The organism is Chamaesiphon sp. VAR_48_metabat_403 (genome assembly GCF_031422475.1).
GTDB lineage: Bacteria > Cyanobacteriota > Cyanobacteriia > Cyanobacteriales > Chamaesiphonaceae > Chamaesiphon.
In genome coordinates, this window is the sequence record NZ_JANPLS010000441.1 from 1 (window position 1) to 12,826 (window position 12,826).

12 protein-coding genes and 1 pseudogene are annotated in these 12,826 nt (G+C 45.8%); 10 read left to right on the plus strand and 3 right to left on the minus strand.

Annotated elements, in window-relative coordinates; all coding sequences use genetic code 11:
* The first annotated feature begins 232 nt into the window (after positions 1-232).
* The 3 genes from cbiD to RMO79_RS21100 all read left to right on the plus strand — a co-directional run bounded on the left by cbiD (position 233) and on the right by RMO79_RS21100 (position 3,696).
* Positions 233-1,351 carry a cobalt-precorrin-5B (C(1))-methyltransferase CbiD gene (cbiD, locus tag RMO79_RS21090; RefSeq protein ID WP_310485231.1) on the plus strand — a complete coding sequence of 373 codons (1,119 nt, stop codon included), beginning with the start codon at positions 233-235 and terminating at the stop codon, positions 1,349-1,351.
* Positions 1,352-1,492: 141 nt separating this feature from the next.
* On the plus strand, positions 1,493-3,124 hold the full coding sequence (guaA, locus tag RMO79_RS21095; RefSeq protein ID WP_396136650.1) for a glutamine-hydrolyzing GMP synthase: 1,632 nt from the start codon (positions 1,493-1,495) through the stop codon (positions 3,122-3,124).
* 395 nt (positions 3,125-3,519) lie between these two features.
* Positions 3,520-3,696 carry a hypothetical protein gene (locus tag RMO79_RS21100; protein WP_310485232.1) on the plus strand — a complete coding sequence of 59 codons (177 nt, stop codon included), beginning with the start codon at positions 3,520-3,522 and terminating at the stop codon, positions 3,694-3,696.
* 30 nt (positions 3,697-3,726) lie between these two features.
* On the opposite strand, the gene RMO79_RS21105 is transcribed toward RMO79_RS21100, so the two are convergent.
* Both RMO79_RS21105 and panB read right to left on the minus strand, forming a co-directional pair.
* Positions 3,727-4,389 carry a bifunctional 4-hydroxy-2-oxoglutarate aldolase/2-dehydro-3-deoxy-phosphogluconate aldolase gene (locus RMO79_RS21105; RefSeq protein WP_310485233.1) on the minus strand — a complete coding sequence of 221 codons (663 nt, stop codon included), beginning with the start codon at positions 4,387-4,389 and terminating at the stop codon, positions 3,727-3,729.
* A 3-nt stretch (positions 4,390-4,392) separates the two neighbouring features.
* Positions 4,393-5,166 (minus strand): 3-methyl-2-oxobutanoate hydroxymethyltransferase, encoded by a 774-nt coding sequence (gene panB / locus RMO79_RS21110; protein WP_310485234.1) that lies wholly within the window; start codon positions 5,164-5,166, stop codon positions 4,393-4,395.
* A 184-nt stretch (positions 5,167-5,350) separates the two neighbouring features.
* On the opposite strand from panB, the gene chlG reads away from it, so the two are divergent.
* The 3 genes from chlG to RMO79_RS21125 all read left to right on the plus strand — a co-directional run bounded on the left by chlG (position 5,351) and on the right by RMO79_RS21125 (position 7,842).
* Positions 5,351-6,334, plus strand: coding sequence for a chlorophyll synthase ChlG (gene chlG / locus RMO79_RS21115; RefSeq protein ID WP_310485235.1), 984 nt, complete (start codon positions 5,351-5,353; stop codon positions 6,332-6,334).
* A 398-nt stretch (positions 6,335-6,732) separates the two neighbouring features.
* A complete protein-coding gene (locus tag RMO79_RS21120; RefSeq protein WP_310485236.1) occupies positions 6,733-6,939 on the plus strand; it encodes a hypothetical protein in 207 nt (68 codons plus the stop codon).
* Between the two features lie 234 nt (positions 6,940-7,173).
* On the plus strand, positions 7,174-7,842 hold the full coding sequence (locus RMO79_RS21125; protein WP_310485237.1) for a class I SAM-dependent methyltransferase: 669 nt from the start codon (positions 7,174-7,176) through the stop codon (positions 7,840-7,842).
* A gap of 74 nt (positions 7,843-7,916) precedes the next feature.
* Here the strand turns inward: RMO79_RS21125 and RMO79_RS21130 are convergent, their stop codons facing one another.
* On the minus strand, positions 7,917-9,818 hold the full coding sequence (locus RMO79_RS21130; RefSeq protein ID WP_310485238.1) for a transketolase C-terminal domain-containing protein: 1,902 nt from the start codon (positions 9,816-9,818) through the stop codon (positions 7,917-7,919).
* 327 nt (positions 9,819-10,145) lie between these two features.
* On the opposite strand from RMO79_RS21130, the gene RMO79_RS21135 reads away from it, so the two are divergent.
* The 4 genes and pseudogenes from RMO79_RS21135 to RMO79_RS21150 all read left to right on the plus strand — a co-directional run.
* On the plus strand, positions 10,146-10,907 hold the full coding sequence (locus tag RMO79_RS21135) for a DeoR/GlpR family DNA-binding transcription regulator (RefSeq protein WP_310485239.1): 762 nt from the start codon (positions 10,146-10,148) through the stop codon (positions 10,905-10,907).
* A gap of 147 nt (positions 10,908-11,054) precedes the next feature.
* Positions 11,055-11,615, plus strand: a complete 561-nt coding sequence (gene efp, locus RMO79_RS21140) for an elongation factor P (protein ID WP_310485240.1) — start codon at positions 11,055-11,057, stop codon at positions 11,613-11,615.
* 194 nt (positions 11,616-11,809) lie between these two features.
* Positions 11,810-12,292 (plus strand): acetyl-CoA carboxylase biotin carboxyl carrier protein, encoded by a 483-nt coding sequence (gene accB / locus RMO79_RS21145; protein ID WP_310485241.1) that lies wholly within the window; start codon positions 11,810-11,812, stop codon positions 12,290-12,292.
* A gap of 336 nt (positions 12,293-12,628) precedes the next feature.
* Positions 12,629-12,826 (plus strand): annotated as a pseudogene (locus tag RMO79_RS21150) (AraC family transcriptional regulator); the annotation flags it as partial.

Here is a 12,826-nt window from a genome sequence, read left to right on the forward strand (position 1 = left end):
TCTAAGGAACTTAGCTGAAACTGGCTCAGAGCAAGGATCTGTAAATTGGGTTGAAGCATGAAATTAGGGCGTGCCCAAACAAAGTTTCTTTCACCCTTTAGACGACATTTATGTCGGCTCAGATGCTCTGCAAGAGAATCCAGCAACGCCCCATTCGTATCGTATTGCACCAGCATAGAGACGATCGCTGCTAAGATTCAGGGTAATTGGTTTGATTAAATTGTGAATTGCCATGCGTTCTGGTTATACTCTACCTGTCTTTGCGACTGCTAGTGCGATCGCGGCATTACAATGTTTGCAGCAAGCTACTACCGCAAATAAATCGGCGGTAACGGTAGACTTAATTACCCCACCAGCACGAGTAGAAATCGCGATCGAACAGGTTGCGTTAATTCAGCCTCAGATGGCTCTGGCGATCTCGCATAGCGATCCTGGCGATAACTTAGATCTTACCCGCGAGACCCCAGTGTGGGCGGTAGTGGAATGGGCAGATTCCACCCAGGTAGAAACGATCGCCCTAGTGGGGGGAGAAGGGGTCGGCAAGCAATCTAATCTCGAAAATCTGCCCGCAATTTATAGTTACGCTCGCCAGCTCTTCTGGGCTAATTTAGCCCCCTTACTGACACCAGCGCAAAAAATTAAGGTAACGATTATTTTACCTGAAGGTAGGGTGCTGGCAACCCGGACATCGAATGCGGCATTTGGCGTGGTTGAAGGTTTATCACTGCTGGGAACGACGGGAATTTCGCAACCTTTAAGCGCGCCAGGGCAGTTGGAGGCGTGTTTGGCGGAGTTGAGGTTGAGAGGGGGAGACGGGGAGATTTTGCCGTTGGTGTTCTGTATTGGGGAGAATGGGTTGGATCTGGCGCAGCAAATGGGTGTAAAGCGCGAGAGGATTATTAAGACGGCGAACTGGTTGGGGCCATTATTAGCGGAGGCAGGATTGCTTGGAGTGCCTAAGTTGTTACTATTTGGCTATCATGGCAAGCTGATTAAATTGGCGGGGGGGATTTTTCATACTCATCACCATTTAGCCGATGGGAGATTGGAAATTTTAGTCGCAGCGGCGGCGCGAATGGGTTTACCCGCAGCAAGACTAGCGGGGTTATTCGACTGTGAGACAGCCGAAGGTGTCCTCAAATATCTGCATGAGATTGATGTCGCCGAGGGAAGTGAGTGGGTGACCAAAATTTATGGCTATTTGACCGATCGGATCGATAATCGATCGCAGACGTACATTTATAGTCAAAGTCAGCAGTCTGTGAGTGTCGGTTCTGTAGTATTCGATCGGACTCGGCAAGTTATCGCAACTAGTCCCACTGGCAAAACATTTTTAACCCAATTGTGCTAAAGTCGATCGAATATAAATTTTTTTATTATCTACTATAAATCTTGTTCGATCTCACTCTTTTAAGCTAAGAGTCGCTCATTTCAAATCCAGACGGTCGGAGATTTACAAAGTCTACACGTATCAAATTTAAGGGAGTCCGCAGTGACAACACAAACCGAAACTAATGCCACAGATCTTCAGCCTACCGATCGTCCGTTAGCAGGAGTAAGCTTAAACCAGCAAATGGTCGTCATTCTGGACTTCGGCTCCCAGTATTCCGAACTAATCGCCCGCAGAATTCGCGAGACGCAAGTCTATTCCGAAGTCATTTCTTATCGGACTACCGCCGAGCAATTGAGACTTCTAAATCCTAAAGGCATCATTCTTTCTGGCGGCCCTAGCTCAGTGTACGACGATCGTGCGCCCCAATGCGACCCCGAAATCTGGAATCTAGGGATTCCTGTACTAGGCGTTTGCTACGGAATGCAATTGATGGTACAACAGCTCGGTGGCGAAGTAGTTAAATCCAAAAAAGCTGAGTATGGCAAAGCCGAACTACTCATCGACGATCCTACCGATCTGCTGACAAATGTCGAAGCAGGGACGACAATGTGGATGAGTCATGGTGACTCTTGCGAACGCCTCCCGACGGGTTTCGACTTACTCGCACATACCGATAATACACCATGCGCGGCGATCGCCAATCATCAGCGCAAATTATTTGGGGTCCAATTTCACCCCGAAGTAGTGCATTCGATCGGTGGGTTCGCTCTAATTCGCAATTTTGTTTATCATATTTGCGCTTGTCAACCAACTTGGACGACCGAAGCATTTGTCGAAGAAGCTATCAGAAATATTCGCGCGCGCGTTGGCGATAAAAAAGTCTTGCTCGCACTATCTGGCGGTGTCGATTCTTCGACTTTAGCATTCCTATTACACCGTGCGATCGGCGACCAATTAACCTGTATGTTCATCGATCAAGGGTTTATGCGGAAACTCGAACCAGAACGCCTGGTTGCCCTATTTAAAGACCAATTCCATATTAAAGTTGAATATGTAATGGCGCGGGAACGGTTTATCAATGCGATCGCAGGTGTTACCGATCCCGAAACCAAACGTAAAATCATTGGGACTGAATTTATCCGCGTATTCGAGTCAGAATCAAAACGTTTGGGGCCATTCGATTATCTCGCTCAAGGGACATTATATCCCGATGTAATTGAGTCCGCAGATACCAATGTCGATCCGAGTACTGGCGAAAGAGTCGCCGTTAAAATTAAGAGCCATCACAACGTCGGCGGCTTACCTAAAGACTTACAATTTAAACTTGTCGAACCCTTACGCAAATTATTTAAAGATGAAGTGCGAAAAGTCGGACGTTCGATCGGATTACCAGAAGAAATCGTCAAACGTCAACCATTTCCCGGTCCCGGTTTAGCAATTCGGATTATCGGCGAAGTGACAGCAGAGCGGCTCAATATCCTCCGCGATGCCGATTTAATCGTCCGTCAAGAAGTTAACAAACAAGGACTTTATGACAAGCTCTGGCAAGCCTTCGCGGTGCTACTCGCCGATGTTAATAGTGTCGGTGTAATGGGCGACCAACGTACTTACGCACACCCGATCGTTTTACGCTGTGTATCTAGTGAAGATGGTATGACTGCCGATTGGTCGAAGGTGCCGTACGAGTTTTTAGAGATTGTTTCTAACCGGATTGTGAATGAAGTAAAAGGTGTCAACCGCGTGGTTTATGATATCACTTCCAAGCCACCCGGCACGATCGAGTGGGAATAGTATTACGCTAAAATTTTTGGTAAAGTGGGCATTGCCCACTTTTTTTTATTAATTACTTTAAAAGGCTCGATCGCAATTGCAATTGTCGAGATAAGTCGGGAGATTCGGACGAGCGATTACCGAGATCGAGAGATATTTACATTACTCAATCGCTAAATCAAACCCTAATCTAGCAACACCGTGAATGATGCTGGGGCAACTATTGTAATGAAGATTTGCAGCCTCTAATGCTGGCAAAACGTTAAGAAACATCTCAGACTATCAATATTAATTACAAAATCTCATAATTGCGATCGGGAAATATCGATCGAATGATAAGCTGCTAGACATTAAAATAAATTTACTAGTGTTGTTATCTACACAACTTCTATGTTGTTATCTACACAACTTCTATTATGTACAAAAATAAATCACAAACTTCGTTATTTGATGTAGCTATGCCAGCGATGCTTGGGGCTGGAGTAGTGACAACACTAGCGATCTCTCAAGGACAACACCCCGCAATGGCGTTGGCAATTACAGGTATTTCTACTGCATTTGCAGTTATTTGTCATCGTTTCGATCTGATTTAGTGCTAGGGATTATCGTTTGAAAGTTAGAGATTATCGATCGTAGTCTACAATTTTTGAATTCACACTTTTAATTAGATTACTGGCGCGATCGCGGATACTTTGCCAATCTTCTTGCTGAATTTCTGACTGGGGAAATAGAGAGCCAGCGATGCCGACGGCAATAGCACCAGCGTTGAGAAAGTCGGTGGCATTAGTTTCCGTGACTCCGCCTGTGGGAATCAGCGGAATTTGACCGATCGGCCCTTGTAGTACTTTTAGATATTCTACGCCGCCGACTGCTTGAATGGGGAAAACTTTGACAGCAGTTGCGCCTGCTTGCCATGCTGCGATTGTTTCGGTTGGAGTTAAAGCACCAGGGACGATCGGAATTGCGGCTGAATTTGCGGCTTGAATTAAGCTCAGATCGACGTGGGGTGTGAAGATATATTTAGCACCACAGGCGATCGCGTTCTGCATGTCAGATAGACTTAGTATTGTGCCCGTACCGATCGAGCAGTCTGGTAATTCGGCATGGAGAGACTCAATTAGCTGCCAGGGTCGATCGCTGTTGGCAGTAATTTCAATTAGCTTGATGCCTCCAGCAGCAACCGCATGAGCCATTTTTCTGCCGATGTCCAAATCTGGCGATCTAATGACGGCAATTATCCGTTTCTGCTTGACAAATTTCAACCAATCCTCCTCTTCCCTCTGCATGATTTAGCGATTATCGGTTGCCGATTTAACATCATTACTATAGTCTTGCACTGCTTGAGTAATAATTTTCTGTAAATTTACGTAAGCCTTGGCAAATGGGGGTTGACGTAGGGTTAAACCTAATAAGTCTGCTGTTACCAGTACTTGTCCATCGCAGCCTGTACCAGCACCAATTCCGATGGTGGGAATTGAGATTTTTTGGGAAATAGATGTGGCTAAATCGGCGGGAATATGTTCTAAGACGATCGAAAAGGCACCCGCTCGTTCTAATTCTACTGCTGAGGCGAGCAACCGATCGCGATCGATTTCGGTTTGTCCCTGTTGACGGTAGCCTAATTGATGTACCGATTGGGGTGTTAAACCGATATGTCCCATCACGGGAATCCCGATTTCCACTAGTCTGGCGATGGTTGCTACCATTGTCGGATGTCCGCCTTCGAGCTTAACCGCCTGTGCGCCTGTTTCCTTGAGGATTCTTCCGGCTGAGGCGATCGCGACTTCAGTGCTAGTTTGGTAGCTTAAAAAGGGCAAATCGACTACGATGAGCGCGTTTTTCACACCGCGTTTGACGGCTTTGGCGTGGTGGATGATTTCATCCAGAGTGAGGGGTAATGTATTTTCATATCCGAGTGTTACCATCGCTAGGGAATCGCCAACGAGGATCAGATCGACTCCAGCGGTGTCTAGAATTTGGGCGATTGCAAAATCCCACGCTGTCAGCGCGACGATCTGTTTGCCATTGGCTTTGTATTGCAATAACTGGCGAACTGTTGGCATGGGAGAGATGGGAGAGATGGGAGAGATGGGAGATGGGAGAGGGGAGACTGGGGGGATGGAAACACCTAAAACCTAAAGCCCAATACCTAAAGCCTAATTTGACTGACAGCTTGGGTAGTTATACACTCTAGTCTATAAGCTCTACTACATGAGCCTAGACTAAAATAGCACTCCTAAATTTATTATGAGCGATTTACCAGTTGAGTCATCCGAAGATAAGGGTGCGAAGACGCGACAGATGTTGGGGATGAAGGGTGCTTCGACAGAGGCAGCTTCGATTTGGAAGATTCGGTTGCAGTTACTGAAGCCGATTACTTGGATTCCGCTGATGTGGGGGGTTGTCTGCGGTGCGGCATCGTCGGGTGAGTATACATGGACGATCGAGAATGTGCTCAAAGCCGCATTGTGTATGTTGATGTCTGGGCCATTATTAACTGGTTATACTCAGGTGGTGAATGAGTGGTACGATCGCGAGATCGACGCGGTAAATGAGCCTTATCGTCCGATTCCTTCGGGGGCAATTTCGGGTTCTCAAGTAGTCGTCCAAATTTTCGTCCTATTATTTGGGGGAATTGGGGTTGCTTATATTCTAGATCGAGCGGTAGGTCATGAATTTCCCGTGATGACTTGTTTGGCGATCGGTGGTGCATTTGTAGCTTATATTTATTCGGCTCCACCATTGAAATTAAAACAAAATGGGTGGCTGGGTACTTACGCGCTGGGGGCAAGTTACATCGCCTTACCTTGGTGGGCTGGTCACGCGTTATTTGGGACGTTAAATTGGACGCTGATCGTGATGACTCTATTCTATAGTTTAGCAGGATTAGGCATCGCGATCGTCAATGATTTTAAGAGCGTGGAAGGCGATCGACAGTTTGGATTGAAGTCGCTCCCAGTCATGTTTGGAATTGACAAGTCTGCTTGGATTTGCGTACTGATGATTGACATTTTTCAAGCTGGTATTGCTGTCTATCTGATAACCATTCATCAAAATCTTTATGCAGCAATTTTATTACTGCTGATAATTCCCCAGATTACGTTTCAAGATATGTATTTCTTACGCAACCCGCTGGAAAATGATGTTAAATATCAGGCCAGTGCCCAGCCTTTTCTCGTATTAGGCATGTTAGTCGCTGGGTTAGCTTTTGGACATGCAACGATTGGTTGATAAATTTGTCTTCTGTAGATCGATCCCTCGATTCCGCATAACTCTCAAAATCTCAATCAAACCCGCCCTCACTCACCAATAACCGATCGAACATCATCATCTACGCACGATCGAATCGCGATCGATATTTGCTGGTGTGGTTTGGCGGGTTCGTTCACAATTTCTGGAACTTGGCGATGATTGTTAGCATAAACCCGCCCCTACAGATCTGATAAAATACGCTCGATCGAATTCTTAGCTTACTCGGATATAATGTGCTGAATTGAATTGTTTGGAATCAATGCAATATAATTCAGATGTCCATCATCGGCAATCGACCCGACTCAACGGATATGACTATTCGAGATCTGGTGCTTATTTTGTTACCATTTGTACACACGATCGAGAGCATCTATTTGGTGATATTGTCAACGAAACGATCGAATGTCACCATCTACGAATTATATCGATCGATCGATCGAATATCATTTCCGAAACCCGATCGAATCAAATATCATCATGAATCCAGATCGATCGAACATTATTACCCACACAATCAAATCATGATTGATATTGGCTGGTGGGGTTGGGCGGGTTCGTTCACAATTTCTGGAACTTGGCGATGATTGTTAGCATAAACCCGCCCCTACAGATCTGATAAAATACGCTCGATCGAATCCCCACTCACATATCGCCTATACGGGTTCGCAGGAATCGATCGAATCGTGATTGCTTACTGGTAAAATAGGTTAAAGTAGTTTCTTTATTAAATTATGCGACATCCATTGTTCAATTTTTTACTATCTTTAAAAAGAGGGACCGAAGAACTAAATTATGGTCGAGAACATGTCAAATATTGCATGAAAAAATACAAGGAGAAAAATTTGTTAAATGAATATAAAATATTAGATCTTGGGGCAGGAAACGGTACAGATCTTTTATCTGCAAAGAATATTTTCAATGATTCCGCTAAGATTTACGCGCTAGAATACTATGAACCTTATCAGAAAAATCTGATGCAACAAGAAATAGAAGTTTTTTCACTCAATCTTGAAAGAGACAGATTGCCATTTGATGATGCATCTATTGATATAGTTATTATCAATCAAGTACTAGAACATACCAAAGATATTTTTTGGATATTAAGTGAAATAATTCGAGTGCTTAGGCTTAATGGAATTGTTATTATCGGAGTACCTAACTTAGCGTCACTCCATAACCGGATTGGATTATTATTTGGGATGCAGCCGACCAGCATCGAGACTCTATCAGGACATGTTCGAGGATTTACATTACCTGGATTAAAGAGAGTATGCGAGGAAAATGAATATCTTGATTTTCAATATAGATTCGGATGTAATTTCTATCTATTTCCTGTAAAGGTAGCAAGAAAATTAGAATGCTTACTTCCAGCCTTTGCATTTGGGATGATAGTCTGTTTTACCAGAACAGAAAAGTTAGGTTCTTATCTAGAAGTTCTCGAAGAAAACTTCTATGAGACTTTATATTACAAAGGTGAAAATCAATGAGATTTCTAATTCTCCAAAAGCAACTCACGAGCCAGAAGAAACTTCCAACTCGTGCGTTTCAAAACCTAAATCTCCTAACCCATCAACTTCTTAACCGCAGCCATAATCCCAGCCGGATCGATACCTTGATGTGGGAATTGCTCCCATAGACCGCCACAACCTTCGATATGCGTACCGAGATGATTGTAATTAGGCTTGTAACCGCGCTCCAATAACTGCGAACCGAAGCGACTGCCTAAACCAGTTTTACGGTTGAAAGATTCAACTACTAATACTATTGGTGATTTACCAATTTTCGCCATCATTTCTTCATCGATCGAGTTCAATGTTGGCTTATTAATCAAACCGATATCAATCCCCTCTTGTTTGAGGCGTTCGACTGCATCTAATGAGCGGTATAAAGCTTCACCAAAACTGACGATATAGCCTTGAGTACCTTCACGAATTACTTCATCTTTACCAGAGACAAATTTGTAATCGCCGCCAAAGAAATCCTTGCCATTTGTATCTAAAATAGCGGGTACTTTAGAACGAGTGGAGAATACAAATCGTAAACCTGGATTGTGGAAAATTGTTTCCAAACAGGCTTTCATTTGATGGGGGTCGGCGGGGAAGTAGAGGTTGGTATCATAACCATCGCTCAAACCATTGTCAGCGAACATATTGTTCAAACCGAAGTGGCAAGTGTTGTCTGCCATATCGTCAATCCCAGAGTGGGAGAAGTGGCTGAGGACGTTGGAATTGTTCAACCGAGCCATCGTGATTTCGGAAATACACATTTCCAGGAACGCGCTGAAGGTGCCGAAAATCCCTTGTTTGCCTGGTTCCATGCCGAAACCAGCAGCGGCGGAGAAGTTACCGCGCTCCATGATGCCGGAGGAGATGAAGACTTCAGGATAGGCATCGTGAATCTTTTTCAGACCGCAGGAGCCTTCGAGATCGCTATCGATTACCTTTACTTTTTCTACTCGTTCAGCCTCGCTCATCCGTCCGAGGATGGCGACAGCAGCATCGCCGAAGACGTTGCGGTTGGCATCCCATTTATCGCTCGAACCCAGGAAGGTATATTCGTTCTTGGGTGCTTTGATGCCTTTGAGGTGGTCGGCGGCGGCTTGTTGAGAGTGAGATTCGAGATATTCGATCGCTAGTTTGACCGAAATTACGTCGTGTCCGTGGGTTTGACCTTCTAAACCGACGATGCCAGGGCACATGGGGCGATGATTGATAATCGCGATCGGCCCAGCAGTATTGACAGCTTGACAGATTCGTGCATACAAGTCATCGATATCTTCGCCATTCCCTTCGAGGATCTGCAAACCGTGACCGACTAAGGTTTTCGCAACGGTGGTACCGACGAGATACTTGGAAGGATGACCCGCGATCGTCACGTCGTTATCATCGATAATCAGTTTGACATTGAGATTCTGAGCAACTGCTAACCGTGCGGCTTCTGCGTCGTTACCTTCTTGCTGAGAACCATCCGAACCCAAGCAGAAAGCGATTTTATTTGGGTTCGCCATCGCCACACCGTTGACATACGGCCACATGTGACCCAAACGACCGGAACTAAATTTCACTCCAGGGGTAAAGCCGAGTTCGGGGTGTCCAGGTAGGTGAGAATGAGCGGCGCGGTACTCCATCAACCGTTCGGCTGGTAAGTCACCGTTGAGAGTGGACATCAAATACTGAGTTGCTACGCGGTGTCCGGCTTCATCGAAGAAAATGGGGACGTATTTCTCAGCCGCGCCGCGAAAGAGGGCATCGAGAATCATTACTTCAGGTACGGTGTCAAATGGCCCGCCTGTGTGTCCACCAACGCCACGAGCTGCACCAGTAGCGGTGAAAAAGACGATCGCATCCCGACAGAGTTGGATATTGGCAATCAGATCGGCTTTCTGCTCGGCTGTGAGTGTGGGTTTGCTGGCATCGAGGCTGATGCGTTTGTAGGCTGAGAGATCGATCGGAAATGTAGTCATAGGTTTAGTAAATAGTGAATAGTATTAATTTCTACAAAGCTAGTGTGGAAAATCCCCTCCTCGGAGCGAAAAGTGCGGTCTTGGGGTTCCCCCTGTCTTGTCTCGCCTTTTTTGACGGGGAACCCGTCCAAAGGCGAGCCGCAAGTAAAGCACCTTTTCAAGACAGGGATGCCCGTAGGGCGGGAATATCCAATCGAATATTTTGCATGAAAATGCGTTATTTTATATTTGAAAGCGAAAAACCGCTTATAAACCAGCATGAAAAAAAGTATATACTAACAAACAGGCATTAACAAGACCAAACCAGCACTTTCAGGCAAACCACTGATGCTAACAGCCGAGCGCAGACAATTTATTCTCGAAATTCTCCGCCGCGACAAGAAAGTGCTGTCCTCAGAACTCAGTGGCGTGCTGAAGGTATCTGAAGACACGATTCGGCGGGACTTGCGCGAACTAGCCGAATCGGGACTGTTGCAGCGTGTTCATGGTGGTGCATTGATGGCGGCTCCTGTTAACGCTAGCTATACCGAACGGCAAATGCAAGCCCCGCAAGAAAAAGAAGCGATCGCGCGCGCGGCGGCGCAATTAATTCGACCAGGACAAGTGGCGATTTTAGATGGAGGTACGACCACGCTTCAGGTTGCCCGTCAGCTACCCTTAGATTTAGCCGCTACGATCGTCACAAATAGCCCACCAATCGCGATCGCCCTCGCCGAACATCCCCACATTGAAGTGATGATGCTGGGCGGACAACTGTATAAAAAAGCATTAGTCAACATCGGTGCAGCCACGATCGAAGCATTGGGAATGATTCGCGCCGATTTGTGTCTGCTGGGGGTTTGTAGTCTGCATCCAGAGATCGGGATTAGCGTGCAAAATTTGGATGAGGCTTATATCAAACGTGCGATGATTGCCAGATCTGCCGAGGTAGTCGGCTTGGCAACTGCCGCTAAATTGGATACTGCGGCGACTTATGTAGTGGGTTCGATTCAGGCACTAACTTACCTAGTTACCGCACCAACGGTAACAACCGCACAATCGATCGCTTATCAGAATTTAGGTGTAACGCTGATTCGACACGATCGATAAGTGCTGTCAAAAAATATCCAGTGGCGGGAATTCAGTTACATCAATCCAAAATGGGCTTGAAAGATATCGTCAGTCACTCATTTCCCCACAGTCCCGAAGACTGATAAAATAAGATGCCAACAGTTCTGTGCAAAAATACAAATATTCATGATTTCCAGTAACGATTTTAGACCTGGTGTATCGATCGAGTGGAAAGGCGGCGTATGGAAAATCGTCGAATCTCTACACGTCAAACCCGGTAAAGGTTCCGCTTTTGTCAGAACGAAGCTCAAAAATGTCCAAAGCGGTAGCGTAGTGGAAGAAACATTCCGCGCTGGGGAAACAATGCCCCAAGCTACGCTCGAAAAGATTAAAATGCAGCATACCTACAAAGATGGCGAGCAATTCGTGTTCATGGACATGGAATCGTTTGAAGAATCCAATCTTACTCCTACACAAATTGGCGCAAATGTCAAGTATCTTAAAGAAGGGATGGAAGTGAGTATCGTCCGGTGGGGCGAGCAAATTATGGAAGTTGAACTTCCCAACACGGTAGTATTGGTAGTCACCGAAACCGATCCGGGGATGAAAGGCGACACCGCGACAGGTGGTAGTAAGCCTGCGATCGTCGAAACAGGCGCGCAAGTAACGGTACCATTGTTTATCAGTATCGGCGAAAAAATTAAAATCGACACCCGCACAGACCAATATGTCGGACGCGAAAGCTAAACTAGATTTGCTGGCGATCGTTTTTAAGTCAAGTCAAAATTCATACTCGGCTCACAGGCGATCTCGGCGACTGGAGCCGAATTAAGCTACAAGTGAAGTAAGCTTTGCGCGATCGCGAGCGCACATTTAATTAATAAAAATATTGTTTTTATCGCTGCTATTCCTAATAATTAGCAACCACTACCAGACTGAATATGACAATTGATTTTAAAGAACTCAGCGAATTATTAGCGGCGATCGCCAATAATAATATTACCGAATTGACGCTCAAGAATGCTGATTTTGAACTAACAGTCAGCCAGGGAATTCCTCAAGTTTCTAGAGGGACATTCTCGAATGCGGTTGCCGATATTAATACTCACATTGTAACTGTCTCGACTCCCGAACCCCAGCAGCTAGCAGCAGATCGCTCTATGCCACCGACGATCGATAGCAAGTGGGTAGAAATTAAGTCGCCGATGGTGGGGACATTTTATCGATCGCCAGCCCCTGACGAACCACCCTTTGCTTCGATCGGCGATCGGATTCGGATGGGACAAACTGTGTGTATCATCGAAGCCATGAAACTAATGAACGAGATCGAAGCTGAAGTCGTCGGACAGGTTGTAGAAGTATTAGTTGAAAACGGTCAACCGATCGAATTCGGACAAACCTTAATGTATATCAATCCTAGTTAGGTAGACATCAGAGTAAATAAGCTGTTAGTCATTTAATTTACTTTACTTACCTCTTCTCTTGAAAAGGTGCTCTACTTGGGCTTCACCTTCTCCTAACGGAGACGCTACGCGAATGGACGGGTTCCCCGTCAAAAAGGGTGAGACAGCGGCGTTTTTATATCTCCTGTCGGAGAGGCTCCGCCAACGGGGGGTTCTCCCCGAATAAGAAAACGACAAGACAAGACCGGGGGAACCAAGCGACGTTTGTGGGGGAAGCTTCCCCCACAAAGCTCGCGCCCAAGAACGCACTTTTCGCTCCCCGCTCCCCGCTTTCAAAAAATCTAGTATGTGATTTAAATGTCTGACAGCTTAGCCAACCAACAAAGCCAACTGCCCGATCGTCGCCAAGATTGGGAACATCTTCTAGTCGAGCAATTCCAACATCCGCCCGGTTCGACAAACTGTCATTACCGTGACGAACACTCAATTTGTCTATCGCTGGCACCTCGTCCCGTCCGGTTGCTGCAAATTAAGGGCGGCAGAACCCACAGGGGA

Bases quoted from the DNA above. Each gene is read 5' to 3' on its own strand.
- cbiD (WP_310485231.1), top strand. From the start codon at position 233: ATGCGTTCTGGTTATACTCTACCTGTCTTTGCGACTGCTAGTGCGATC.
- RMO79_RS21100 (WP_310485232.1), top strand. From the start codon at position 3,520: ATGTACAAAAATAAATCACAAACTTCGTTATTTGATGTAGCTATGCCA.
- RMO79_RS21105 (WP_310485233.1), bottom strand. From the start codon at position 4,389: ATGCAGAGGGAAGAGGAGGATTGGTTGAAATTTGTCAAGCAGAAACGG.
- panB (WP_310485234.1), bottom strand. From the start codon at position 5,166: ATGCCAACAGTTCGCCAGTTATTGCAATACAAAGCCAATGGCAAACAG.
- chlG (WP_310485235.1), top strand. From the start codon at position 5,351: ATGAGCGATTTACCAGTTGAGTCATCCGAAGATAAGGGTGCGAAGACG.
- RMO79_RS21125 (WP_310485237.1), top strand. From the start codon at position 7,174: ATGAAAAAATACAAGGAGAAAAATTTGTTAAATGAATATAAAATATTA.
- RMO79_RS21130 (WP_310485238.1), bottom strand. From the start codon at position 9,818: ATGACTACATTTCCGATCGATCTCTCAGCCTACAAACGCATCAGCCTC.
- RMO79_RS21135 (WP_310485239.1), top strand. From the start codon at position 10,146: ATGCTAACAGCCGAGCGCAGACAATTTATTCTCGAAATTCTCCGCCGC.
- efp (WP_310485240.1), top strand. From the start codon at position 11,055: ATGATTTCCAGTAACGATTTTAGACCTGGTGTATCGATCGAGTGGAAA.
- accB (WP_310485241.1), top strand. From the start codon at position 11,810: ATGACAATTGATTTTAAAGAACTCAGCGAATTATTAGCGGCGATCGCC.